The organism is Streptomyces sp. NBC_00829, from assembly GCF_045161795.1.
Taxonomy (GTDB): Bacteria; Actinomycetota; Actinomycetes; order Streptomycetales; family Streptomycetaceae; genus Streptomyces.
Map to the genome: position 1 here is coordinate 215,777 of NZ_CP108868.1, position 23,623 is coordinate 239,399.

23 protein-coding genes and 3 pseudogenes are annotated in these 23,623 nt (G+C 69.0%); 13 read left to right on the forward strand and 13 right to left on the reverse strand.

Translation table 11 applies throughout. The features are described from left to right. Positions 1 to 89: 89 nt before the first annotated feature. Positions 90 to 1,076, reverse strand: a complete 987-nt coding sequence (locus OG293_RS40680; RefSeq protein WP_331752248.1) for a phosphotransferase — start codon at positions 1,074 to 1,076, stop codon at positions 90 to 92. Between the two features lie 938 nt (positions 1,077 to 2,014). Between OG293_RS40680 and OG293_RS40685 the strand changes: the two genes are divergently transcribed. After that, a complete protein-coding gene (locus OG293_RS40685) occupies positions 2,015 to 2,737 on the forward strand; it encodes an A24 family peptidase (RefSeq protein WP_331752250.1) in 723 nt (240 codons plus the stop codon). A gap of 188 nt (positions 2,738 to 2,925) precedes the next feature. Here the strand turns inward: OG293_RS40685 and OG293_RS40690 are convergent, their stop codons facing one another. Both OG293_RS40690 and OG293_RS40695 read right to left on the reverse strand, forming a co-directional pair. Next, the gene (locus tag OG293_RS40690) at positions 2,926 to 3,318 is read right to left on the reverse strand and encodes a helix-turn-helix domain-containing protein (protein ID WP_331752252.1); all 393 of its coding nucleotides are present in this window, start codon (positions 3,316 to 3,318) and stop codon (positions 2,926 to 2,928) included. Next, positions 3,315 to 3,866, reverse strand: a complete 552-nt coding sequence (locus OG293_RS40695) for a transcriptional regulator (protein ID WP_406003907.1) — start codon at positions 3,864 to 3,866, stop codon at positions 3,315 to 3,317. Before OG293_RS40695 ends, OG293_RS40690 begins: the two co-directional genes overlap by 4 nt. A gap of 417 nt (positions 3,867 to 4,283) precedes the next feature. On the opposite strand from OG293_RS40695, the pseudogene OG293_RS40700 reads away from it, so the two are divergent. Both OG293_RS40700 and OG293_RS40705 read left to right on the forward strand, forming a co-directional pair. Further along, positions 4,284 to 4,400 (forward strand): annotated as a pseudogene (locus OG293_RS40700) (ATP-binding protein); the annotation flags it as partial. A gap of 695 nt (positions 4,401 to 5,095) precedes the next feature. Further along, a complete protein-coding gene (locus OG293_RS40705) occupies positions 5,096 to 5,302 on the forward strand; it encodes a DEAD/DEAH box helicase family protein (protein ID WP_331752256.1) in 207 nt (68 codons plus the stop codon). Positions 5,303 to 5,471: 169 nt separating this feature from the next. On the opposite strand, the gene OG293_RS40710 is transcribed toward OG293_RS40705, so the two are convergent. The 6 genes and pseudogenes from OG293_RS40710 to OG293_RS40735 all read right to left on the reverse strand — a co-directional run bounded on the left by OG293_RS40710 (position 5,472) and on the right by OG293_RS40735 (position 10,836). Next, positions 5,472 to 5,702, reverse strand: coding sequence for a transposase (locus tag OG293_RS40710; protein ID WP_331752555.1), 231 nt, complete (start codon positions 5,700 to 5,702; stop codon positions 5,472 to 5,474). Between the two features lie 84 nt (positions 5,703 to 5,786). Beyond that, positions 5,787 to 6,071: pseudogene (locus OG293_RS40715) on the reverse strand (DUF4158 domain-containing protein); the annotation flags it as partial. Continuing rightward, entirely contained in the window at positions 6,068 to 7,573 is a 1,506-nt protein-coding gene (locus tag OG293_RS40720; protein WP_331752260.1) for a PLP-dependent aminotransferase family protein, read from the reverse strand. The pseudogene OG293_RS40715 and the gene OG293_RS40720, both read right to left, overlap by 4 nt. Before the next feature lie 206 nt (positions 7,574 to 7,779). Further along, positions 7,780 to 8,385, reverse strand: coding sequence for a LysE family translocator (locus OG293_RS40725; RefSeq protein WP_331752557.1), 606 nt, complete (start codon positions 8,383 to 8,385; stop codon positions 7,780 to 7,782). A gap of 468 nt (positions 8,386 to 8,853) precedes the next feature. Beyond that, a complete protein-coding gene (locus tag OG293_RS40730; protein WP_331752262.1) occupies positions 8,854 to 9,495 on the reverse strand; it encodes a VCBS repeat-containing protein in 642 nt (213 codons plus the stop codon). 78 nt (positions 9,496 to 9,573) lie between these two features. Then, positions 9,574 to 10,836 carry a histidine kinase gene (locus OG293_RS40735; protein ID WP_331752264.1) on the reverse strand — a complete coding sequence of 421 codons (1,263 nt, stop codon included), beginning with the start codon at positions 10,834 to 10,836 and terminating at the stop codon, positions 9,574 to 9,576. A 581-nt stretch (positions 10,837 to 11,417) separates the two neighbouring features. On the opposite strand from OG293_RS40735, the gene OG293_RS40740 reads away from it, so the two are divergent. The 3 genes from OG293_RS40740 to OG293_RS40750 all read left to right on the forward strand — a co-directional run bounded on the left by OG293_RS40740 (position 11,418) and on the right by OG293_RS40750 (position 13,689). Beyond that, positions 11,418 to 11,576, forward strand: coding sequence for a hypothetical protein (locus OG293_RS40740; RefSeq protein ID WP_331752267.1), 159 nt, complete (start codon positions 11,418 to 11,420; stop codon positions 11,574 to 11,576). A 38-nt stretch (positions 11,577 to 11,614) separates the two neighbouring features. Then, on the forward strand, positions 11,615 to 11,824 hold the full coding sequence (locus tag OG293_RS40745; RefSeq protein ID WP_331752269.1) for a hypothetical protein: 210 nt from the start codon (positions 11,615 to 11,617) through the stop codon (positions 11,822 to 11,824). A 407-nt stretch (positions 11,825 to 12,231) separates the two neighbouring features. Further along, entirely contained in the window at positions 12,232 to 13,689 is a 1,458-nt protein-coding gene (locus tag OG293_RS40750) for an IS4 family transposase (RefSeq protein ID WP_331752271.1), read from the forward strand. Between the two features lie 733 nt (positions 13,690 to 14,422). Here OG293_RS40750 and OG293_RS40755 read toward each other — a convergent pair. Further along, a complete protein-coding gene (locus OG293_RS40755; protein WP_406003940.1) occupies positions 14,423 to 14,569 on the reverse strand; it encodes a hypothetical protein in 147 nt (48 codons plus the stop codon). 4 nt (positions 14,570 to 14,573) lie between these two features. Between OG293_RS40755 and OG293_RS40760 the strand changes: the two genes are divergently transcribed. Both OG293_RS40760 and OG293_RS40765 read left to right on the forward strand, forming a co-directional pair. Then, positions 14,574 to 14,894 (forward strand): hypothetical protein, encoded by a 321-nt coding sequence (locus OG293_RS40760; RefSeq protein ID WP_406003908.1) that lies wholly within the window; start codon positions 14,574 to 14,576, stop codon positions 14,892 to 14,894. 205 nt (positions 14,895 to 15,099) lie between these two features. Further along, positions 15,100 to 15,423, forward strand: a pseudogene (locus tag OG293_RS40765) (helix-turn-helix domain-containing protein); the annotation flags it as partial. A 118-nt stretch (positions 15,424 to 15,541) separates the two neighbouring features. Here the strand turns inward: OG293_RS40765 and OG293_RS40770 are convergent. The 3 genes from OG293_RS40770 to OG293_RS40780 all read right to left on the reverse strand — a co-directional run bounded on the left by OG293_RS40770 (position 15,542) and on the right by OG293_RS40780 (position 17,809). Beyond that, positions 15,542 to 15,721, reverse strand: coding sequence for a hypothetical protein (locus tag OG293_RS40770; RefSeq protein WP_406003941.1), 180 nt, complete (start codon positions 15,719 to 15,721; stop codon positions 15,542 to 15,544). Between the two features lie 40 nt (positions 15,722 to 15,761). Beyond that, entirely contained in the window at positions 15,762 to 17,087 is a 1,326-nt protein-coding gene (locus tag OG293_RS40775) for a cytochrome P450 (protein ID WP_331752559.1), read from the reverse strand. 308 nt (positions 17,088 to 17,395) lie between these two features. Continuing rightward, on the reverse strand, positions 17,396 to 17,809 hold the full coding sequence (locus OG293_RS40780) for a BlaI/MecI/CopY family transcriptional regulator (RefSeq protein WP_331752275.1): 414 nt from the start codon (positions 17,807 to 17,809) through the stop codon (positions 17,396 to 17,398). Between the two features lie 1,014 nt (positions 17,810 to 18,823). On the opposite strand from OG293_RS40780, the gene OG293_RS40785 reads away from it, so the two are divergent. The 5 genes from OG293_RS40785 to OG293_RS40805 all read left to right on the forward strand — a co-directional run bounded on the left by OG293_RS40785 (position 18,824) and on the right by OG293_RS40805 (position 23,562). After that, positions 18,824 to 18,970: a hypothetical protein gene (locus OG293_RS40785; RefSeq protein ID WP_331752277.1), complete on the forward strand. Its 147-nt coding sequence runs from the start codon at positions 18,824 to 18,826 to the stop codon at positions 18,968 to 18,970. Between the two features lie 147 nt (positions 18,971 to 19,117). Further along, positions 19,118 to 19,486, forward strand: a complete 369-nt coding sequence (locus OG293_RS40790; RefSeq protein ID WP_331752279.1) for an SH3 domain-containing protein — start codon at positions 19,118 to 19,120, stop codon at positions 19,484 to 19,486. A 222-nt stretch (positions 19,487 to 19,708) separates the two neighbouring features. Beyond that, positions 19,709 to 20,968 (forward strand): MFS transporter, encoded by a 1,260-nt coding sequence (locus tag OG293_RS40795; protein WP_331752281.1) that lies wholly within the window; start codon positions 19,709 to 19,711, stop codon positions 20,966 to 20,968. A gap of 31 nt (positions 20,969 to 20,999) precedes the next feature. Beyond that, complete coding sequence (locus OG293_RS40800) at positions 21,000 to 22,289, forward strand: ATP-grasp domain-containing protein (protein WP_331752283.1); 1,290 nt, start codon at positions 21,000 to 21,002, stop codon at positions 22,287 to 22,289. Positions 22,290 to 22,479: 190 nt separating this feature from the next. Next, positions 22,480 to 23,562 carry a GNAT family N-acetyltransferase gene (locus tag OG293_RS40805; protein WP_406003909.1) on the forward strand — a complete coding sequence of 361 codons (1,083 nt, stop codon included), beginning with the start codon at positions 22,480 to 22,482 and terminating at the stop codon, positions 23,560 to 23,562. Positions 23,563 to 23,623: the final 61 nt, after the last annotated feature.

Here is a 23,623-nt window from a genome sequence, read left to right on the forward strand (position 1 = left end):
TGAGTTCGTTCAGTCTCTGCTTCCGGCGTCGCCGGTATCCCCATGATCGACACGCATTCGAGCACCAGGGGCATGGGAGCCCGTGCCGATCAGGGGGTGCGGGGTTTCCGCATCGTCTGCCGCCTGCTCGCTGTCGGATGACCACGCGGCAGTCTCGCGAGCACCATCGCTGTCTGCGTCACATCGCATCTCAGAACGCGATCGAGTGCCGCCCGGCCTGCGGGTCCCCAGTTCGGCTTGCCGCCGGGAAGGCCCCGATCTCCGTTCTGTCCCATGAGCATCAGGAAGAGGCTCTTCATAGCGGCCAGCCCGCGGGCGCGCCGGATCGCCGACTCGTCTGCATGCGCGTACGTGTCGAAGAACCGTGAGGCCGTGCCCGCGGGGAGCAGCACCCATGCGGCGGCGAGGTCCCAGGCCGGGTCGCCGGCGAACATGGCACCGAAGTCGACGATGCCCGAGAGCGTTCCGTCCGAGACGACAACGTTCGCGGGATGAAGGTCACCGTGCACCCATACCGGCGGGCCCTCCCACTCGGGGGCCGCAACGGCATCGTCCCAGACGGCCCGGACCTCGTCGGCAATGCCGCCGGGGACAACGGCTTCAAAGAAGTAGTCGAAGCCGTCCGTGCACTTCTTGGGGTGAGCGCCGAAGTCCGAGCTGATCGGCGCCTCGGCGGGCGCCTCCACGTGGAGGGCCCGGAGGAAGCCCGCGAGCGTGTCGGCCGCGTGGTCGCCGCGGCTGATCGAGCCGTGGTCCAGCGGCTCGCCGGAAACCCACGTCATCACGGTCCAGTGCTTGGGGAAGCGCTCGGACGGTTCACCGAACCGCACCGGAGTCGGCACCGGGAGCGGCAGGAGCGGGGCCAGCACAGGTAGCCACCGCCGCTCCTTGAGCTGGAGCTCCGGGGTGGGGTCCATGCGCTGCATGCGCACGGCCAACTCGTCCCCGAGACGCCATATTTGGTTGCCCCAGCCGCCCGCCACCTCGCGGATGGCCAGCCCTGCAAGGTCTGGATGTTGCTCCTCCAGCAGGTCGCGGACCAGGTCTGCGGTGATCTCGATCTCGGAGCCGGTCATGCGAAGCCACAGTACTGGGGCAGGCGGAGCGGCTCTCGCTCTCGTCGAAGAAGCCCAGATCGAAGTCGCCGGGAACGGGATTCCCCCACGGCTGTCCGGTGACACGAGATCTTCCTCAACGGATCGCCGCTGACCTGCGTGTCGGCGTACGGAATCTTCAGTGGCGAACGCAGCCTGGCTGAGACCATCGAGTGAAGCTTCTCCGGCTCGGATCCTGTCAGCGGATCTTGCTCACGGTGATCGCCATAAAGGCACGTCTCCGCCTCGATCCGTCGGACCCGAGCAAGGTGTAGTGGCAAAACCGTCCCCATGAGCAAGATTCAGTGACAAAGAGGAAGATCGACTGTCACAGGACAACGGCCTCCCCAGACAGCCACTCAACCTGCGAGAGATCACATGGTGACCTCTCGCAGCAAAGGTTGAGCGATTCTCAGCGAACATTGAGTGCCTAGCGCCGCAGGTCAGAAGCCTGCGACGCCCCCGGTGCACACGTACTCGCGGCGAGTCAGTAGATGGCCGGGGTCTCGGCTGCTGCCTCTCCCGCCGCTCGGCCAACGCTCTGACCAGCGCGCTTAACCATCGATGAGAAAGAACGTCGGTCACCAGACTTCGCTGGGAATCGCTCAGCCTTCGTTGCGAGAGGTCACATGGGTCCCGCCCGGGTCGGCCCTGGCTTGGGATGCTCCTGTCTGTGTCGGCCCGGGCGGGTAGCCTCAGGGCGACGCCACACGGGGGCGTAACTACTGCCGTCGCGGTCCAGTACACGGCCGAGACCGAGGGCCTGGCCTCGACGGGGTTGAACGGCGTCGCCGCACCCGGACGCCGCTGGCCTGTGGTGCTTCCGCAACGGCGACAAACGGGGCTCGCCGCCCGGGCCGTAGGGTCGGAGTCGACCGGCCCGGGAAGTGAGGCCGGGACGTGTTCAAGGAGCCCCGTTCATGTCCGTCCTCGGCGTTGCCCTGTCCGCTGCCGTCGGAGCCCTCGCCGGCGCTGCGGCGCGCCCGCTGGTCTTCTCCCGGTCGGTCCAGGCGCCCGCGGCCTCCCGCAGCAGCTGCCCGCACTGCGGCAGCGTCCTTCTCGGCCGCCGCCTGCTGCCGCTGCAGCCCGTCTCCGGGCGCTGCCCCGCGTGCAAGGAGCACATCGGGCCCCCCGCCGTCTCAGCAGAGGTCACGACCGCCGCCGCGTTCGCCGCGATCGCGGCAGGCGGAGCGAGCGGTTGGTTCGCCGCCGCCCAGTACTGGCTCGCCGCATGCGGCATCGCCATGGCCCTGATCGACCTCGCGGTCCAGCGACTCCCCGACGTCCTCACCCTCCCTGCCTGCACCGGAACGATCCTGCTGCTCGCCGCGGCCACCGTGGTCGGCGAGCCCGGCAGCCTGGGCCGCGCCGCCGCCGGCGGGGCCGTCCTGACCGCCGTCTTCCTTCTCTTGGCCATGATCGCCGGGCTGGGACTCGGAGACGTCAAACTCGCCCCCGCCATCGGCGCGTTGCTGGGCTGGAGCAGCTGGACGCACCTGTGGTGGGGCACCGCCGCCGGCTTCCTCGTCGGAGCGGTGTGCGCAGCGGCGCTGCTCACCACTGGACATGACCGCCGCAGCCAGATCGCTTTCGGGCCCTTCATTACAATCGGGGCGCTCGCCGTGTCGCTCACGACTACCTGACCTGACCTCCACCGCCGGAAAGCCCTCGTGCAACAAGGGCCGCAGCGACAAGCCGAACGCCTGGGGCTACGTCAAGGTGACGTCCGGCGCCCACAAGGGCAAGACCGGCTGGGTCGAACCGGCGTCTGGCATAGAAAAACCCCGCCTGCCCAGGAGGCAGACGGGGAGGGACACCGGGCGACGGGCGGCTACCCGCCGTCGGTGGAACGGACCGGGAGGTGATGCACCTGGGCCAGAGGCTGCTCGTGGCCCATGCCTTCCGATGCCTCGGCCTGGGCCATCTCAAGAACCTGCGGACCGGCCTTGTAGAACGGGACGGTTCCGACTCGGTACGAAACCTCAAGCCAACCCGTGCTGGTCAACTTCTTCAGGCTCCGCGAGACCGTGCCCGGCGAGATCTTGAGGAACGCCGCCACGTCCTGCGCCGTCTCCCTGATCGTTTCTCCCAGGGGAACAGCAGTCACATACGACATCAGCACCCGGTAGTCGGCACCGGGAAGAGACGCCGTCGCGGCGAGGATGCTGCGTGCCAGATCTCCAGTCACCGGAAGCTCGACGCGCTCCTGAGCGGGGAATGTCACGAGGCTTTCCTCCTTGTCCTCCTAGGCGACGAGGCAGCCGGCGCCGGAACTACCGGATGCCGTGCTTCCTTGGTCGCCGCCACCTGAGCAACAGCACCGCCGTCAAAGGCTGCCCGCGGGTTCAGCGAGTAGAATTTCACACGGCCGATCTTCTCCTTCTCCAAGAGAAGACCTCCCGCGTGAAGCTGGGTGATGCACCGCTGAACCGTGTTGGGCTGCACTCCCAGAGTGTGGCTGATCTCCTTGAAGGTCATTCGCAGAGGCTCACCGAACTCTGGTGCATGTGCGATGTAGAAGCCGAGGATATCGCGGGCGTTCTGGTCGTACCCACTGTCCTTGTGCCAGACCTTCGCCAGGAGTGACTTACCAACGTTGACGTGGCGGCCCGGGTGCGGCCGCCAGTCGTAGCGCGGGGGAATCGGCTTCCGCGGCTCGCGCAGTCCACTGAGCGCGTCATCACCCATCAAAGCCAGCTGCACGACTTCGCCGGTCTCCACGTTCACTGCCTCTGCACTCACAGGTCCAGTGCTCCGGCGCTGCTGCTTCATGCTCCTCCTCTCCCCAACCCGGCCCGCTTGCCTATAAGCAATCGGAATGGGCCCCACCATACCTTCCAGTTGCGTATAGGAAACCCAACTGGGCATACCGCGTGTCGCCGCATCTGTCCGCATCGGCGTATCGCCCCCGACCACCGACCTCCGCTGTGGCGGCGGATCGAGCTCAGGTCGTCACCATCATGCCGGGAATCCGGTTGCACACCAGCAAACGGAAACCGAGTTTCCCCTCCTTCGCCGCCACGGAGGTCGTGGCGGGCCAGCGGAAGGAACCCTGGAGGTCACAGGGGCGCCTTCGGCGCGTTGCAACAGCCAGTGTCAGCACCCGTAAAGGAGTGGGGCAAAGGAGCTTCCGGGCGGCTTCGCCGCGCAACAAGGAACACATGTCGGCGTACAAGTGAACGTGCACCACTGGCCACCGCGCTCCTCGACCGACTCCTGCACCACTGCGAGGTCGTCTCGATCAACGGCAACAGCTACCGGCTCAAGAACCGCCTCCAGGCCATCGAGCGGGACACGCACCCCGCACCGGCCCCCGACCCCGGCCGACGTGGCATGACAGTGGTGCACACAACTTCATGCGCAGTGGTGCACTCAAACCGAGTACGCGGACAACACAACGGCCCCCCTTCCCTCCAGCGCCTTTTCGCGTTCACCTGTCCGCGGCCGGAGGTCGCCAACGGGGGAAGGTGCCGTTTCCTGCAGTGGCCTCAGCCCATGACAGCCACCACGAAGAACCGACGCTCTACATCGAACCGTGACAATCACACCAGCCACCACGGAGATTGACCGATAGCCCAGGGGCAACTGCCCAGGGAGGGGCGCAGGCCCCGAATGGTGCGTGGACGACCGTAAGGGAGTCCGCGCAGGGCAGGCGGCAGTGGCTGGTCCAGCGCAGCCAAAAGGCGCTGGCGGGGGGTCCGGGGGCAAGGAGCCCCCGGAAGGAGTGCAGGGGCCGAGCCCCTGCTGGGGGTGCGGGGGCTAGCCCCCGTTGCAGTGGCTGGTCCAGCGCAGCCTGGGCGCTGGCGGGGGACCGGGGGCTGGCCCCCGGGTACCGGGCCGAAGGTCCGGTGCTGTGACAACGACTCGCGCGTCGTCTGCGGCGGTCTAGTACTGCGTTAAGAGGCAGAATACGTTTCTGCAGGTCAAAGGCCATATGGAGTGTACAGATGCAGTATTGCAGTGTGCATTTCCCCCACTCCGGTTACCTATAGGCAACTGGAGTGCTCGGGGTTGATCAGCGCCGAATCGCCCTGGTCCCGGACGCGGATCGCGGCAGCGGTAAGACCTTGGTGGCCGTGCACACGCCCGAAGAGGTCAGCGGCGACCGGGTCCTGGTCCTGGTCCCCTCGCTAGACCTGCTGGAGCAGACCGCCCGGGCCTGGCGCGACGGCGGCCCCGAGGCTGCTATGTCGTGTCAAGCCGCTTGAGTGAGTTCTTTGATGCTTCCTATCCTGGTTCGGTCGGTCCGTCCGAGGATCTTGAAGATCTGGCGACAGATGGCGCGCTTGAGGCATCGTTGCGCGTCGCGGGAGGTCTTCCCTTCGGTGATTCTGCGGGCGACGTACGCCTTCGTGGTGAGGTCAAGCCGCAGGCAGATCAGGGTGATGGTGTGCATGGCCCGGTTGAGCTGCCGGTCTCCGCTGCGGTTGAGCGGTGCCGGTTGGTGAGCCCAGAGGAAGCGGGGATCGGCGAGACGCCGACGAAGGACGCGAAGGCTGCTTCCGACCGGAACCGGCCCTGGTGAGACCAGTTGACCAGGATCTGAGCGGCAGTGATCGGACCGATGCCGAGCAGGTCGAGGAGCTCGGGCGTCAGCTCTCTGACCAGGGCGAGGACTTCGTTCTAGAGGTCTTTGGCCTCGGCTTGCAGGGCGGTGACCGCGGCGACGAACAAGGTCGAGTCGGGCGCCGTATGATCGGTACGGGTCTGCTCACGCTCCCCGTAGCCCGCCAGATCAGCGACGGCGAGCCCAAGCTGGCGAGCCAGGCGGCCGACCGCCGCAGGCGGAGCGGCGGACACATCATCGGAGACGAAGCCCAGCCAAGGCAGGGCAGACAACTGCACAGCGCCGAGCACGTTCTGGGCCCGACGGAACTACCGCGGAAACGCCTCGTCCGCCGGGGTGGGGGTGAAGTACCGGATCAGCTCGTCCTTGCCGATTGTCGCGAACGACCTCTCGTTCGAAGGCGGCGTCAGGCCAGCTCGCGCAGCGCCTCGCCAAGCGCCGCCACCCCGTCGGCGATGGCCCCCGGCGGTGTGGCCGCGTAGCCGAGGACGAGGCCGGGGTGGCCGGGCATCTGCCGGTGCCACGACAGCGGCTGGCACGTCACGCCCCGGGCGAGCGCGGCGGCGGCAAGCTCGGTGTCGGGTACCTCCGACGCATACGTGACGGTTAGGTGTAGCCCGGCCGCCGCACCGTGCACGACCGCGCCCGGCAGGTGCTCGGCGATGGCATTGATCATCGCGTCGCGGCGCCGCCGGTGACGGCCGCGCAGCAGATGCAGATGCCGCTCCAGGTCGCCGGACTCCATCAGCCGGGCAAGCACTAGCTGCGGCAGCACAGCATTGCCCAGGTCGTTGAAGCGTTTCGCGTCGGTCAGCGCGTCGCGGTAGCGGGGCGGCGGTACCACCCAGCCGATCCGCAGCGCGGGTGCGAGCAATTTGGACACGCTGCCCATGTAGCACACCTGGTCGGTTAGCAACGCGCGCAGGGCGGCCACCGGCGGCCGGTCGTAGCGGTGCTCTGCGTCGTAGTCGTCCTCCATGATCAGCCCGCCGTCCTTCGCCCAGAGCAGCAGCTCGCGGCGGCGAGCGCCGCTCGTCACCACGCCGGTGGGGAATTGGTGGGCGGGCGTGAGCAGCACTGCGCGGGCGCGGGTGGCGCGCAGTGCGTCGACGCGCATGCCACCGTCGTCGACCGGCACCGGTGGGGTGGCCAGGGCTCCGTTCTGCAGGTGCTGGCGGGTGCCGAGCGAGCCGGGGTCCTCAACCGCAACACTGTCGATGCCGTCCGCCCGCAGCACGGGGTGCAGCAGCGAGAGCGCCTGCGCGGTGCCGGCGACAATCAGCACCTCGTCCGGCTCCACCCGGATGCCGCGGCTGGTCGCCAGCCAGGTTGCGACGGCGCGGCGCAGTTGTGGGGCTCCGCGGGGGTCGCCGTAGCCGAGGTTATCGGCGGACAGCTCGGCGAGCACGGCCCGGTCGGCGCGCAGCCAGGCCGCGCGGGGGAACACGGTGAGGTCGGGCTGGCCGGGGGGGAAGTCGATGCGCGCGCGGGTAGCGCGCAGCGCGTCGAAGACGTCGGCATTGGGTTCGCCGGCGAACAGCGTGCCTGGCACCGCCCGGTCGGCGGCGACTGGCGCCGGGCCCGGCCTGGTCCCGCAGGGCACCGACGGCTGCAAGAGAGGTGCCGCGACCACCACCGTCCCACCGCGCCGACGCCCCTTGACGTGGCCGTCCTCGGCCAGCCGCCGGTACGCCTCGGTGACCACCCCGCGCGAGACGCGTAGTTCGGCGGCCAGCACCCGGGTGGGCGGCAGCCTGCTGCCCATCGCCAACTGGCCGTCAGCTATCGCCTGCCGCAGCCGCCGGGCCAGCCAATCCGCCTTGCCGCCGACGGGTGCGTCACCGGCGTCGAGCTGCAGGAAATCGGAGCCGTAGGCCGGGGGTCCGCAGTCCGCCGACGTGGCTGCCGCCATGGGTACGACGGCCGTTCCGTCCGCTACCCGTCTCCCCTCGTTCACCGGGCCGATGGTGTCATACGCCCACCGCAGCCTCTGCGGGCTCCGGCTCAGGCGTGTATTCAGCGACGCGCGGGGCGGCTCCAACGCCTGTGGCCCACAGCGCACCGGCGGCGAGTCCGGGGTGGTCGGACCAGATTGCGTCCGCGTGCCGGACGCGCATCTCACGCCACCGCCAGCCACGCGCTCAGGCCCACGAAACTAGCGGCGAACCCCCGGCGGATGCCGGTCATCACCCTCGGCCTGGCCAGCACGCGGTGTCGTACGGCGGCTGCGCACATCCCGTACGCGGCGAAGACGACGAACGTCAGCGCCATGAAGACGGCGCTGAGCCGGAGCATCGCGCCAAGGGAGCCAGACTCGTCGGCGGGCACGAACTGCGGCAGGAACGCAACGAAGAAGATCGTCAGCTTCGGGTTGAGCAAATTAATCAGTACCCCGGAAGCGATCACACGGGCCGCCGGCCGCGGCTCGGCCTCTCCCTCGACGGACAGCGCCTCCTTGTCGCGAAGTGTGGCCCACGCCATGTACAGGAGGTAGCCGACACCGAGGTATTTCACCACCTCGTAGGCGAGGACGCTGGTGTGCAGCAGCGCGGCGAGGCCGGTGATCGTCGCCACCAGATGCGGCACGATGCCAAGGGTGCAGCCGAGTGCAGCGACCACGCTCGCCCGGCGGCCGTGGGACAGCCCGGCAGCCAGGGTGTACACCACTCCGGTGCCGGGGGTGACCACCACGGCCAAGGTGGTCAGCAGGAACGCGATACTCAAGGAGACCTCCAATTCAAGGACTCCCACCCTGCCTCGGCCATGGTCCGGCAGACAGAGCCAAAGTGCGCCGAGTTAACTGGTCCATAAGGCCGAGTCGACAAGCGAAGGGCGCAGTGGATCCAGCTGATCGGGGACATCAAGTCCTTCCGGCTGGACACCTTTGACATCGCTGGGGTCTGTCAAACGAGCGGTGTAACTCGGGTTGTTGAGGGTTACTGACGGGCTGCGGAGAGTCGGCCGTCAAAGGTGATGTCGAAGGCGTTCAAGGCTGTCTTCCAGCGCATGGTCCAGCGGGCCTGGCCCTTGCCGGTCGGGTCCAACGACATGATCGCCACCCGGCGGCCGTACCCGGCAGCCCGGTCTCCTCGCACAACTGCGCCAGCTTGTCCGCGCACTCCTCCCAAGCGGGCAGCTGCTCAAGCCAGTTGGCGAAGGTGCCCGAGCCGGTGATGGCCACATCGCCGGTCCTCAGGTGCTCGGCCAGAGAGGTGAAGACCAGCGCCTCGAAGCGCCGCCGGTCCAGCATCGCGGGCCGGCGCCGGTCGCGGACGGCCCGCTGCCAGTTCTGCGAGGCGAAACCGAGGTCCAGCGGCTGCCCCTCGTACAGCTCCGAGACGTACTCCCGGGTCGCGTTCTGGTGGGCCCGCGCGTGCGCGAGCGCGTCCAGCACCCGCCGGTCCTCGCTGACCGCCAGGTGTCGTCGGGCTTCTGGAGCTGCGTCTCCTTGGCGAATCCGCCCTTGCCGTCGCCGGTGTAGAGGGTGACCTCGCCGTCCACCCAGACCACGACGAGGTCGGAGGAGTCGCTGCCGCTGAAGTCACCTCCGGCGATGACCTTGGCGTCCTTCCAGGTGTCGGACTTCGTGATCCTCTTCTCGCCGGAGAAGCCGCCCTTGCCGTCACCGATGTAGAGGGTGACCTCGCCGTCCGTCCAGACCACGATCATGTCGGTCTTGCCGTCGCCGTTGTAGTCACCGGAGGCCATCTTCTTGGCGTTGGTCCACAGGCCGCCGCCGGTGGGGTACATGCTGTAGCCACGCGGGTATTTCTGCGGTTCGGTGTTGTTCTTCGCGGCGGCGTAGATCTCCAGGGCACGCTTGTCGTAGGTCACGGCGAAGGAGATGCGGTCGCTGTCGTTGCCTCCCCTCCTGCCTCACGGGGAATAGGCACATCATCCGCAAACACACGATCAACTACTGACCGGCACCAGGGGAAAGGTCGCGCGGACTCGGAACTGATTGTCCGGCGTGATGGCGGATTCCACCGTGCCGTGCAGGTGCTGCGCGCGTTCCCGCATACCGAGCAGCCCGAGGCCACTGCCGCCCACTGTACGGCCGCGTTGCCGTTCCGCCACGGTGGGCAAAGGATTCTGCACGGTCAGCAGCAGGACGTCGGCCTCCTGCTCCACCGTGACATGCACCGCGGCCTGCGGTGCATGCCTCGCGGCGTTCGCCAGTGCTTCCTGCACGATGCGGTAGACCGCGTACCTGAGCGGCCCTGGGCACATGGCCAGGCTGTCGCCGGTCGTCCAGGACACAGCCATGCCGGCAGCCCGGGCGCTGTCCAGCAGCGTGGTCAGGTCGGGGTCGAAGGGCTCCTCTCCAGCGCGGCTGAGGGCAAGTTCCTCCCCCGTGTCGTTGGGGCGCAGCACCTGGAGCAGGTCGCGCAGTTCCACCATTGTCTTGCGGCCGAGTTCCGCTATCAGATGCGCGCCCTCCCCGGCTTCGGATGTACGGCCCGTCGTCATTTCGAGCGCCCCTGCTCGCAGGACGATGAGTCCCACGTAGTGCGTCACGACGTCGTGCATCTCACGGGCGATGCGTGTTCGTTCAGTCAACACGGCGTTCTGGGCCACCAGTTCCTGCTCGCGCCGCAGCTGGAAGTTGAGAGACCGGAGATTGTCGACTCGTTGCCGGTGTTCCTGAACCGCGATGGCAACCAGGGCAGGAGCGAAGACGAAAGGCGCCATTTGCCGCAGGCCGATGGCTTCAAATCCCCAGATCAGGGAGAGGAGCACGCTCATGTCCGCTGGGAGAGTCGGCTGGAAATCCATGACGGATCCCACCAGGTAGACAGCAGCGCCGATGCCTGCCCACACGTACCGTCGCTGAGAAATCAGTGTGTAGAAGGCGATGGGGACCGACGCAGTGGCGTAGACGACAAAGTGTGCGGTGATTGCGGTGGCGACGAGAAGCAGCGGCCAACGCCTGCGCGTCAACACCGTCAGCGCCGCTGCGAGATCTGCGGCCGTCCAGCCGATGTATTTCCAGCCAGGCCAGAGCGGGGTCCCGGCGGGGGCGGTCAGAGGACTGGTGGCGTATGCGTTCACCAGCACATAGGCCACGGCTGCCGACGACAACACGAGGTCCGCCCGGCTCACTCTGTGGGGAGCGCTGGACTTCCTGTGCCCGCTTGCTGACTTTGCGTCACCCACGGGTATTCCGATGGTCATGGGGGCCTCCTTGCTTTCAGGCCCGGCACAACGGCGTGCAGGAACGTTCCTTGCATCACGGCCACAGTGGCAGTGCCCCGAGCGAGCAGAAGCGTACCGGCAAGACGACGCCCGAACGGGTCATGGCGTCCGGACCATGAGACCGGCCACCAGGCCGCGCACGCAGTCCGCGACATCTGCCGAAATGCGCCCGTGGAGGGCGCTCAGGGCCTCATCCTGCAGACGCCTGATGCTCGTCTCAACCATGTCACGCGCTCCTGTGGCCATGAGAAGACGGCGCGTTCGTCCTCGTCCGCCGCGGTGAGGGGGCCGGACAGCAGGCGCTTCAGCCGCCGGGCCTCGGCCGAGGCACCTTCCGCGCGGCCTGGAGCCCGGCTACCGCCTCTACACCGCCCGCCCGGTGGGTTCTGTCCGACCTCGAACCCACCCTGCGCCCACCCACCGCCGTCCCCGACCCGGACCGGCAACCCCCGGCCGCTTCAGGCGCGCCCGCCTCGCACCGGCCCCCGGACCAAAGGCCGGGGGAGTGGGAGATACCCCGCGTCCCGCTGAGCTACGACCGGGCCGTCCTCGCCGGCGCGGTGGTGCGGGAGACGCTGCGCACCACCACCGCCGTGCGGGGCCGGGAGTACGACGTCGTCGCGCACCGGCAAGCGGCGATGCCCGAACTGCTGCTCACGCGCCAGGACGCCGACCCCGAGCACGACGACCAGGAGCCGGAGGCCGGCCCCGGTCGGTGATCGGCCCGACGGCGCTGCGGGTCCTGAAGGAGTCGCGTATGGACGTGGAAGCCCTGGAGTTCACCGACGAGCAGCTGCGCCACCTCCAGGACGTCTTCACGAAGGCGGCCGACGAGGCCCGCACGACGATGAACCGGTACGCCGACCGGGAGGACACCACCGCGCCGCATCCGGTGCGCGAGGACGACCAGCGCGCGCACCGCCCCCAGCCGCCGGACCCGAATCATGGGCCAGAAGCCGGCCGCTGAGCGCATCCCGTGCGGCGCGGCAGCGGTACGGCGCCCCGCCGCACGGCCCGATCCCGGCCAGGCGGCGCGGCAAGCTGACAGCCATACCCGGAACCCCGGGCCCGACGATTCTACGAATGACCGCCTCAGACCAATGCCGGTGATTTAGTGCATCGGTGCAGGTGGAGCGCATACTGATGGCGGTTTTGGGTGAGCAGGTCCTGGGTTGCATGGGGAGATCCACCACGATCTGATGATGCGCCAGATGATCTCGGGACATGGCAACGGGGCTCCCGGTAGGACAGAAGATCGACCAAGATCCGACTGTCTGCAAGGGAGCCCCGTTGGGCGCTCAGTCTGTCATCGCATCTGCCTCAATCGTCATGTCGACGCCCCGGCCGGTGTCCGCTGGAAGTCCCCGAAGGCGGTTGGAACCACAGTTCGGCGACCGGATCCGGCTCGGCGTACTCACTGAGGAGATCACCCCCGAAGTGGTCGACGAGGTACTGGAGTTGACTGGAAGGGCTGAGCGCCGCCGAAGGCTTCTGCCGGCCCGCGCGGTGGTCTACTTCGTCCTGGCCCTGTGCCTGTTCAGCAGCTCCGACAGCACTGGGCCGCCGGGGTACCGGGTGGTCCTGCGGACCCTGACCGAGAGACTGCGGCACCTGCCGGGCGGCCTCGTCCAGCGCCTGCCCACCAGTTCGGCCCTCACCAGAGCCCGCCAGCGCTTGGGAGACAAGCCGTTCCAGGCGCTCTTCGAACGCCGGTGCGGCGCCCAGGCGACACCCACGACCCCGGGAGCGTTCGCCTTCGGCCTGCGGCTCGTTGCCTGGGACGGCACCGCGCTGGACGTGCCGGACACCACCGAGAACGCTGCCGCGTTCGGATTCACCGGCCGTGACGGCACCAACAAGAGCGGAAACCCGCAGGTCAGACTGATGGCTCTGATCGAGTGCGGCACCCACGCCATCATCGACGCGGCCTTCGACTCGATCGCCAGATTCAGCGAGCACAAGCTCGCCCGCTGCCTGCTCGCCTCCCTGCGGCCCGGCATGCTGCTGCTGGCCGACCGCAATTTCGCCGGCCATGAACTGTGGGGCCTGGTCGAGGCGACCGGCTGCCACCTCGCCTGGCGGATCAAGAAGAACCTCGTCCTGCCGCCACTGTGGGTTCTGCCCGACGGCTCGTACGTGTCCGTCATGCCCACCCCCGCCGAGGGCCAGCGCCTGGGCAACGCCCGCTTCCACGGACGCACCCCGACAGGGCTGCCCCAAGGACACCTCGTCCGCATCATCGACTACACCGTCACCGTCCGACCCCAGGACGGGCCGCCCCACGTGGAGAAGTTCCGCCTGGCGACCAGCCTGCTCGACCACCGGCAGGCGCCCGCACGGCAGTTGGCCCAGCTCTACCACCAGCGCTGGGAGATCGAGAACGGCTTCGCCGAACTCAAAAACCGGCTGCGAGGCGCCGGCTTCATCCTGCGCTCCAAGACTCCCGAGCTCATCTGTCAGGAGATCTACGCGCTTCTCACCGTCTACCAGGCACTATGCGCGCTCAAAGTCCACGCAGCCGAACAGGGCGAGGTCGATCCCGACCGGATCTCCTTCACCACGACGGTGCAACTCGCCCGGCTCACGACCGCCGGACAGACCGCAGCGAACCCGCAGGTCCTGTGCGCCGCCCGACGCGAAGTAGTCCAGGAACTCCTCAACGACCTCCTGCCCTCACGCCGCGACCGCCGCTGCCAACGACTGAAGAAACCACCGAGGAACACCTTCGAAGCCAAACGCCGGGACGAGCCCCGCCCTCCCAGCCACGTCAGCTACTCACTCAAAGTCACAGGGAACCCAGGACACCAATCCTCACCTGCAAAAACACCCTAAATCACCGGCATTGCCGCCTCAGACCCACTCTTGGAAGGAAGGACACGCTGAGTAGGGTGGGAGACTGGCGTGGTGGCTGACGCTCGATTTCCAGTCCCCAACCCTGCTGAGGGATGACGGCGCCCAAGCGACGGCGGACGGTTCCGGGCGGGCCGTCACCGCGGGCCCGCGGCGCGCCGATAGGCTGTCCTCCAGGCGATCGGAGCCAACGGAGGCGAGGAGTTGAGCCACCAGCAGCGAAGAAACTGGGACGAGGCCGTGGGCACACAGCACGACCGGATTCCTTCGCACCGTCCGCCGGGTCTCCCAGCAGACGCTCTTCCAGACGTGGCAGGGGCGGCGGACATCGCCTGCCGCCTGGCCGGGCAGGCGGCGGCGGTATGGGCGGCTGACCGTCAGTGCCGAGCTGGTCCGTCGGCGTCTGACCGGCGAGGACTTCGCCACAATCGCCCGCGAGCTGGACTACCCCGACGCCGCCGACGCTGCAGCCGACTTCGCCCAGGCACTCGCCGCCGAGCCGTTCGAGCCCGCCGTACGCCACGAAGCCGACCAGCGCGCGTTCGACGAACTCCACCACGCCATCTGGGACTCGGCGACCGACGGCGACCTCGACGCCATCGCCACCGCGCGCCCTGATAAGGCGGTTGCCGCGCCCTGTGGGGAGGGCACGGCAACTGCCCGCTCAGCGATGGGGCCGGTCGGTTAGGGCTTGCCGGACATTAACTCGCCGTCTTTATCTCTGATGTCGGGGTATGCCGAGGTGGGCGGCGAGGTCGGTGAGATCGTCGAGGGTGGCCAGCTGTGTCTGGGCGGGTTCGATGGCGTGCCCGATGTCGTGGAGGAGCCGGCGGGTTTGACTGATGGCCCGGTTGAGGGTCACGGGGGTGATCACAGGAAAGGCCACTCAGCGGACGGTGATCCAGGGGCCATCAGGCACGTTCAAGGCCCCGACGACGGGGATCTTGATCGCTAACCCGTACTGCACCGGGACAGCCACGCGGGTGCAGGCAAATCTGCACACTGGTGCGGCGGCAAGCTTCACCGTCGCGGCAGCGAAAGACACCAGGGTGCCGGGCACCATCTTGGTCTACCGGGGCGAAACTGTCTTCGTCTCGGTCTCTGGCACGGGTGGCAGCGCCTTCGAGGACTACAAGTGCCAACTGGTCTGGATCCCATTTGGAGAGGGCGACCTGCAACCTACGTGAGTACCAAATCTGTTCCTGGCTGGCCATCACATAGTCCACGGTCTAGTGTGATGCGCCTGAAATGGTGATGGTAAGTCTGTAGTCTGTTGTCACGTCGCCGGGTCCTCGTGCCGTTGAAGTCTTCCTGTCCGATGCGGAACGTGCGGAGCTGTCTCGCTGGGCAAGTGGGGCGGTGGCACCGCGGTTTGCGGAGCGGGCGCGCATTGTGCTGGCGTGTGCTGGCGGGGCGCCGAACGCGCGGGTGGCGGTGGAGGTCGGGGTGACCGTCGCGACGGTGAGGAAGTGGCGCGGGAAGTTCGCGGCTGAGCGTATGGCAGGGCTCGAGGATGCTGCTCGTATCGGCCGGCCGAAGGCCGAGCTGGTTGTGAGCGAGGCCGAGCGGGACCAGCTGACACGGTGGGCCCGGCGGGCGAAGACCGCTCAGTTCCTGGCGCTTCGCGCGAAGATCGTACTGCGGTGCGCGGAGGGCGGGACGAACAGACAGGCCGCGGCTGACCTCGGCGTCAGTGAATCGGCAGTGGAGCGTTGGCGGTCCCGGTTCATAGCGAAACGCCTGCCCGGGACGCTTCAGCGTCCCGGGCAACGACGCTGCTTGCAGCCCCAGGCCGCCCGGTTACGGGCAACAGCCTGGGGCAAGCACGCAGCGGTCAGTCGCGTCGGGGTGTGCCGCGCCGGCGGAGCACGATCCAGCTTCTGGCGCCGCGGGGCGGCTGGGGGCGTGCCAGGCTCAGCAGGACCCACGGGACGATGACCTTCTGAATGACCACGTGGGCGGCAGCCACGATGCCGACGATGACGGCAGCGGCGATGGCGATGTAGAGAGCCACGGGATTCTCCATTGGTCTTCGTGAGGTACGGGCGGGCGCGTCAGCGTCGCGAGAACAGGGACCTCCACCACCGGGCCGGCTTCGCGGCGGAGGGCTGCGGCTCGGGCACAGACGCCGCGGCGTCGGGCAGCGGCTGTGCCGAGCCCGTGGCGACGGTGGCGCGAGGGCTTTTGGACCGCGGTGGGGTGAACGTGACCGGCAGGGCGGACGGTCGGCGGGCCATCCAGTCTGATGTCGTCCCGAGTTCGTGTTCGGGGATGGCCAGGCGCATGTCCGGCAGGAGGGCCATCAGTTCCTCGATGCCGGTGTCCGCGATGGCGCGGCCGATGTCGCCGCCCGGGCATTCGTGGGGTCCGCTGCTCAGGGCCAGGTGTGAGCGGTTGCCGTGCATCGGCAGGCTCAGGTCCGGCCGCTGTCTGGGGTCGACGTTGGCGGCGGCGATGCCGAGGAGGAGCATGTCGCCTGCCTTGATCTGCTGTCCGCCGAGCATCGTGTCGCCGGTGGCCCAGCGGCCGGGGACGATGTTGATGCTCGGGTTGTCCCACATCACCTGATCCAGCGCGTCCGGCAGGGTCATGTAGCCGCCGGAGAGCTTGCCGCGGAACCGGCTGTCGGTGAATATCAGCCTGAGGGTATGGGCGATGAGGTTGACGGTGCCCTGGTGTGCGGCGATGAGGACCAGGCGCAGGTGCTCCACGATCTCGGCATCGCTGAGGCCGGATTCGTGAGCGATGAGCCGTGAGGCAAGGTCTGCGCCCGGCTTCGTCTTCTTGCGCTGCACCAGGTCCTGGAGAACGGTGGTGACGACCCCGTTGCTGGCCGCCGCCGTCTCGCTTCCGCGCACCAGGTCGAGCGTGGGCTCGACGAGAGCCGGGCCCTCGTCCGGGGTCATGCCGAGCAGTCGGCTGGCGACCAGCATGGGGAGCGGCTCGGCGTAGTCGCGGACCAGGTCGGCTTTGCCCTTGGCTGCGAATTGCTGGACGAGTTCGCGGGTGTAGTGGGTGACGTATCGGCGCATGCCGCGGCGGTTGAACTGTGCCAGGCCGTCGACGACCGCGCCGCGCAGGCGTGCGTGCTCGTCTCCGTCGGCGAAGACGCACAGCGGCTGCCAGCCCGCCACGGGCAGCAGGGGCGAGTCCGCCGGCACCTTGCCTTCCTGGAAGGCGTGCCATCGGCGTGAGTCGCGGGAGTACAGGCTCGGAGTGCGCATGGCGTCCAGGTTTTCCTGGTATCCGAGCACCAGCCATGCAGGGAGGTCGCCGTGCAGCAGGACCGGCGCCACGGGCCCGTACTGCTCGCGCAGCTGTTCGTACAGTTTGGCCGGGTCTTCGGCTTCGGGCAGGCGCACGAGCCCGCTCGGGCTCATGCCGTGCGCCGGGCAGCCGGGCGGCGGCACGCTGCCTGCGGCGGATACGGGTGGTTGGGGGGACACGACGCCTCCGGTGGTGGGGAGCGACTCCCCGTCACGAAGGGCCGACCGGGGGCGCTCATGATCGTTTGCGCTGGCAGCGGACCGCGAACCGCGGGCTCCGTTGCCCGCATGGAACAAGATCAGGAGCCGGGGGAAGCATATCCGCAACGCGCGACCTGAAAGAACGTCAACGGGCGTTGGCGGAACCATTGTTGGCGGACTGGAACCACCGGCGGAAGGGACCTGCGGCTGCGCTGCGATGGCTACGCCGTTCCGTCGCCTCCTGGAGCGCTGTCCCTGTCCGCCTCTTCTTGTGACGTACCGGCGATACGGAGAGCGGTCTCCAGTGCGCTCCGCTGGTCTGGCGACATGTGCGACACCAGGGCTACGAGGGATGCGGTCGCGTCGTCGCTGTGGTCCAGGGCCTGCCTCGCCAGGCCCGCCGCGTACTCGGAGCGCGTGCACACGGCGGTGTAGGTGAAGATGCGGCCCTTCTTGCTGCGGCCGAGCCACCCTTTGGCGCGGAGGTTGACCAGGACGGTGGCGACGGTGGTGTAGGCCAGGACCCGCTCCCGTACCTCCAGAGCGTGCATCACTTCGCGGACGGTCATGGGTCTCCCGCTGTCCCATACGACGGTCATCACGGCGTTTTCGAGCTCCCCCAGTTCACGAGTCACCTCGTCACCCTAGTGGCGGCATTCGCGCCGCTCGTGGCGATGGGATTGACCCGGGGCCCCGAACGGTTGAGGAGGAAACAGGATTTCCTCTTCCTGGCCTCCCGCGCGGATACCGCGATGATGTCGCCTGGAAGACCTTCCCCCCGTCCCGGCGCTTCGACTCGAAACGCCGATCCCGTCAGGCAGCAGACCATCTGAATGCGGAGCCACCGCCCGGCGCGGGCCGCCGGCGGTGAAGGCGTCGCTGGGCGCTGGTGCCGATCGGGCAACTTGCACTCCCTTTTCCCTGGTGGGGGGCACACCCGACGCTTCTACTGTGACGCTTAGCAGAGCGTTGGCTGTCCCAGTCCGGCACTACCGCACGGTCCTCCGACACACGCCGGATCGCCAGGCTTGCTCGTCACGTGAAGGGAAAATCCCAGTGTCGTTGACAGCCATACCCTGCGCAAAGGGGAGCGTCCCCGGGCTCGGTCACATCCCGAGACTCCTCAGGGATCCGCTGGCAGGCCGATTCCCTCCGGTCAGGGCACACCGGCGCAGCGGGGGAAACCGTGTTTCCCCTTGGTGGCGGATTCCAGCGGAGTGGCGATGATGGACACCGCACAACGGACGATGGCCAAGACGCCACCGACCTAGCCCAACGGGGGGACTTATGAAACTGGGCGCTCGTGACAGCCCGACTGGTACGCATACACCACATCGCCGGTCACTCGGCTGAGCGATCCGGTGTACGCCATGAACGCTGACACGGCTGTGCGACCAGCAGTGCAGCGCGATTGGGCAGAAATAAGGGCGGCCGTCCCTTTGGAGAGGGACGACCGCCTTAAGACTCAATCGAGTCTTCGCATCATCTGAGATCCGGAATCCCGTCCAAATCCACCCGATGCTTCAGGTGCGTGTACGACCACGCTCCTGTGCTCAGCATAGCCGTGCCATGGCCGCGCGGGACAACCCTCCCGCGGCCCTTCTCCTGGCCCTAACTGAGCCCTGAAGCTCCCGAATTGGGGAGTCACCATGTGCTGTCTGCACCTGCGCGCCGCGCCGCTGCCCGCGCGCCGCGCGACGATCACCGGCAGGGCCCCGCTCCGCGCCGCGACGGTACGGGCGTTCACCAAGCCTGCCCGCCCGACGGACGCCTCCCGGTTCAGCCTCGCCGCGTAGTCGCCGCGTGCCCTAGACGCTCAGCCGCGCTCTTCCGCCGTCGTGTAGCGAGCCATGCCCGCGACCACGCCCGCCCGCATTCGCGGCCCGTGGCCCGGCGAGCAGCCGCCTCATTCCCCGAGTCCTTCACCTGACCAGGAGCATTTCGTGACCCTGAAGCACCGCTGTGTCCAGCGCGCCGCCGTTGCCGCGGCCGTCCTTTCGATGAGCGCCACCGCGCTCGCCGTCGCGCCCACGGCGCAGGCCGCCCAGACCTCCATCAACTCCTCGGCGTCCAGCTGCTCCGGCATCTGGTGGGTGACCGGCAACGGCGTGAACTTCCGCCGGGGAGCCGGCACCGCCTACGGCGCGATCGGTTCCCTGTACCGGTACGACCAGGGCCGACGGATCGGCAGCCACGGTGCGTGGATCAGACTCCGGCTGACCAGTAAGTCGAAGGGCGGACTCCCCGCCGGCAGCACCGGCTGGGTGTCCCGGCACTACCTCAACGAGTGCGTCCCCACGCAGCTCGACTGACCGCCCAGCCCGCCCGAGCGGTCACACGCCCTGGCCGCGACGGGCGCGGCGAGCGCTGAGCACCCGTCGGCTGGCCTGAGTCCCCCGCCGACGGGATGGGCCACGCACGCAAGGCCCGTCCAATCCCCGCTGGACGCGCGTGCGCTGGCCCCCCTGCGGGGTGCCGCCGTCCCCCGGCGGCACCCCGCACCTACTCCCTCGCCTCACCCCCATGGAGCGCCCGTGACCACCGCGGTACGCAGACCGCCATCTCCCTCCGTCTCCGCGCCCCCGCCCGCCGTGGTCTCCACGCGGTGGCCGCGGGTCATCTGGGCCTTGCTCGTCGCAACTTTCATCGCCCGCGCGTGCGGATTCGCTTTCCCCTTTCTCAGCTACCGGCTGATGGAGCTCGGATTCGGCACCCAGCTGATCGGCCGGACCATCGCCGTTTTCGGTCTCGGATGGCTGGTGGGGCAGCTCGTGGTCGGCTGGTTGTCGGACCGGCTGGGCCGCCGCACCACGCTGATCGCCACCATGCTCGCGGCGACGGCCACGCTTCCTGTCCTCGCCGCCGCCGAGTCGACCGTGTCCGTGGTCGCGTCGGCCGCCGTGGTCGGCGTCGTCTACGACGCGTATCGCCCCATCGTCTCCGCCACCGTCCAGGACCAGATCCCCACCGACGCAGGCCGCGCGCTCATCTCAGGATGGCGCCACTTTGCCGTGAACTGCGGGGCAGCGGCGACGGGTGCGGTCGGCGGGATGCTCGCCGCCGAAACCGGCATGGGCTTCCTCTTCTGCGTGAACGCCGCCGCCTGCGCCCTGTTCGCTCTCATCGCCGCGCTGTTCATGCCCCGCGACAAGCGCGTCCGCTCTGGCCGGTCCGACCGCGGGGCGTACCGTCGCGCGCTGCGTGACGTCCGGCTGTGGCTGGTGTGCCTTGCCAGCCTGGCCGCGCTCAACGCGTGCGCGGCGATGTTCACGGCGCTGCCGATGCTGATGAGCCGAAACGGATTGGGGCCTGCCGCGTACGGCTGGACCCAGGTCGCCAACGCGACCGTCGTCGTGCTCGCCACTCCGGCCCTGATGCCTTTCCTCAGCCGCCGCGCAAGCCAGCCGACGCCCATGCTGGGCCCGTTCGCGCTGAGCTCCGTGATTCTCGGCGCGGGCATGGGCGCGGCCGGGTTCGCCTCCAGCACCGCCGAGTACAGCCTTGCCGTCGCCGCGGCGGTCACCGGCGAAGTGCTGCTTTTCGTCGCGGCCTCCGATGTCCTTTCCCGGATCAGCCCGCCACAGTCGCGCGGCCTGTATGCCGGCGTGTGGGGAGCACAGCTGGCCGTGGCGGTCATCACCGCTCCCCTCCTCGCGTCCTGGGCTATCGAAACCGGCGGCCACGTGCTGGCCGCTGCCGCGATCGTCACCGTCGGTCTGCTCGGGGCCGTGCTCTGCCTCCCACTGCGGGCACTCCTGCACCCCGCCCCCGGTGCCGTCGACATGACCGTCTGACCCCTGTCCCCACTTGACCCGAGGAATCACCATGCCGCAGCCGCACGCCACCGCCCCCGTCCTGCTCGTGCTGGGCGCGGGCAGCCAGCCCTACAAGGAACACTGCCTGGACCGAATTGCCGCTGTCCATCCGGTCGTTCTGGTCGACGACAGCGCGCCGCAGTGGGCATCGCCCTACCTCGCCGGACACCTCGGCGTGGAACTGCGGGCGAGCGACCAGGTCGCGGCCGCGGTCAAGGAGTTCGCCGCCGAGCGGCCCGTGGCAGGCGTGATGACCTACATGGAGCCCAACGTCGAGCTCGCCGCCCGTCTCGCCCAGAACCTCGGCCTGCCGGGCCTGACCCCGGAGGCGGCGATCGCCTGCCGGGACAAGGCAGAGACCCGGCGCCTCCTGTCGCTGCACCGCGTGCCGTCAGCGCGCTTCTGGTATGCGGAGAGGGAGCAGGACGCCGTCGGCTTCGCGCATCAGCTGGGCTTTCCCGTCGTCGTGAAGCCGCGCGGCCTGGGTGGCAGCGCGGGCGTGCGGCTCGCGGACACCCCGGCCGCCGTACGCGCCGCCTTCCGCATCGCGGCAGGCGCCACCATCCTCGGCCTGTCCGCGGCATCGCTTCCGGGCTGCCTCGTGGAGGAGTACCTGGACGGCGAGGAGATCAGCGCCGAAACGGTCGTGGTCAGACCGGGGCAGGCGAGCATCGTCGCCGTCACCCGCAAGGTACTGGGCCCGGAGCCGACGTTCCTCGAAACGGGGCACTCGGTGCGCGCGGACGACCCCCTCCTGCGCGACCACGCTCTGCAGGATGTCGTCCGCCGCGCGGTTGACGCGCTGGGCATCACCTGCGGGCTCTTCCACATCGAGCTGCGTCTCACCGGCCGGGGCCCGCGCGTCATCGAGGTGAATGCCCGCCTGGGCGGTGACCTCATTCCCCGGCTCGTCGAGCTCGCGCTCGGCGTCGACCTGCCGGCAGCGGCGGCAGCACTCGCGACCGGAGCCGAACCGGACCTGACGCCGCGCGCGGAGGCCGCCGCGGCGATCCGGTTCGCCTACCCCCGCCGCAGCGGACGTATCGGCGAGCTCAGCGTCAGCAGCCCCGACCAGCCCGGCATGGACGCCTGCGAGCCCTGGCTCGACCGCCTCGTGCTGACGCAGCAGACCGGCTCCTACGTGTGGGCACCGCCCCTCAGCAGCATCGACGACCGTCTCGCCCACTGGGTCGTGCAGGGGCCGGACGCCGCGGTGTGCAGCCAGCGCCTGGACGACATCGCCGACCGGCTCGTCGCCACCATCGATGCCCCCCTCCACATCACCGCGTGCGTGCAATGACCTCTCCCGCCCCTCTCCCCGAACGCGGGCTCCTCAGCGCCGCCGTGATCTCCGCCGTCGGCCCAAGCGGCACCGCGCTGTGCGCGCCGCTCACCGCCCGAGCACCGGGCGTGCGGCAGAGCAGTCCCGCACGCCTGGTCGCGAACCGTCCCTGCCGCACACCGTGCCCGAGCACCGGGAGCTGACCGCCATGCCAAGACCGCGCCCCGACCTCGTCGCGCGAGAGGACCGGCTCACGGTCCTGCCCGCCGTCCCCGACGTGTCTGTACAGGTCATGGTCGGGACGGCGGCCCGCGCCTTCCTGGACACCGCCTGGCAACTGCTGTTCGAGCGGACCCCTCTCGCCACTCCCTACCAGTCGCCGCTCTGGCTCGCCGCCCACGCCGACCGCCTGGCGCCCACGGCCGAGCTGCTGCTCCTGGTCGCCGAGGACGCCACCGGCCGCCCCCGCGCCGCCTTCGCCGCGGTCAGGAACCAGACGGTGGGGGGATGGATGGAGGTGACGCCGCTGTCCACGCCGGCCGCCGAATACGTACGGATCGTCGGCCCCGACGCCGAACAGCCGGGCGTGGCCGCGGCCATCGCGGAGGCACTGACCCGCTTCGACGCCGACGTCATGCTCCCCGACGTCCCCGCGTCCAGCGCGCTCGGCCGCTACATCTCGCAATGGCAGCACGCGCTGACCCGCTGCGCCCGCGTCGACCTGCCCGTCCCGTACGCGTCCATGTCCCGCTCCACCCGCCGCGACCACCGGCGCCGACAACGCGACTGGCACGCGCTCGCCGAATCCGGCCACTGCGTCACCTACCACCGCACCCAGAGTCCGGCCGAACTCCTCGACGCCTACACCGTGCTGGCCCATCTGCACCAGCTCCGCCGGCACGACCGCACCGAACTACTCGGGCTCACCTCCGCCGACGAGCGTCTGCGCGCCGTGCTGGAGCGCTGCGCCGACATGGCGTTCATCGCCACCCTCACCCTCGACGGCCGCGCCGTCGCCGCCCAGCTGTGTCTGCACCGCGGCCGCCACGCCTACTCGATGCTCCCCGCGATGGACCCAGCCCATCAGGACCTCGCGCCCGGCCACGCCCTCCTCCGCCGCCTCAGCGACGAACTCACCACCGCGGGCTACGCGTCGCTGGACCTCGGCCGCACCACCTGCGCACCAGGACAGGCCGCCTACAAGAACTCCTACGCACCGGTCTGGACCGGGACACTCACCGCCGCCCGCCGCACTCTCGCCGGACCTGACGCGATGAGAGGACTCGCCTGATGCCCACCACCTCCGCACCCGCGCCGCCGCAGGAACCGGCCGCCCGTATCCAGGGCGGCGG

Excerpts from the sequence above, each read along its gene's own strand:
- OG293_RS40680 (WP_331752248.1), bottom strand. The coding sequence starts at position 1,076 with ATGACCGGCTCCGAGATCGAGATCACCGCAGACCTGGTCCGCGACCTG.
- OG293_RS40685 (WP_331752250.1), top strand. The coding sequence starts at position 2,015 with ATGTCCGTCCTCGGCGTTGCCCTGTCCGCTGCCGTCGGAGCCCTCGCC.
- OG293_RS40695 (WP_406003907.1), bottom strand. The coding sequence starts at position 3,866 with ATGAAGCAGCAGCGCCGGAGCACTGGACCTGTGAGTGCAGAGGCAGTG.
- OG293_RS40720 (WP_331752260.1), bottom strand. The coding sequence starts at position 7,573 with ATGGCGGCAGCCACGTCGGCGGACTGCGGACCCCCGGCCTACGGCTCC.
- OG293_RS40735 (WP_331752264.1), bottom strand. The coding sequence starts at position 10,836 with ATGACCATCGGAATACCCGTGGGTGACGCAAAGTCAGCAAGCGGGCAC.
- OG293_RS40745 (WP_331752269.1), top strand. The coding sequence starts at position 11,615 with ATGGACGTGGAAGCCCTGGAGTTCACCGACGAGCAGCTGCGCCACCTC.
- OG293_RS40775 (WP_331752559.1), bottom strand. The coding sequence starts at position 17,087 with ATGAGCCCGAGCGGGCTCGTGCGCCTGCCCGAAGCCGAAGACCCGGCC.
- OG293_RS40785 (WP_331752277.1), top strand. The coding sequence starts at position 18,824 with ATGTGCTGTCTGCACCTGCGCGCCGCGCCGCTGCCCGCGCGCCGCGCG.
- OG293_RS40800 (WP_331752283.1), top strand. The coding sequence starts at position 21,000 with ATGCCGCAGCCGCACGCCACCGCCCCCGTCCTGCTCGTGCTGGGCGCG.
- OG293_RS40805 (WP_406003909.1), top strand. The coding sequence starts at position 22,480 with ATGCCAAGACCGCGCCCCGACCTCGTCGCGCGAGAGGACCGGCTCACG.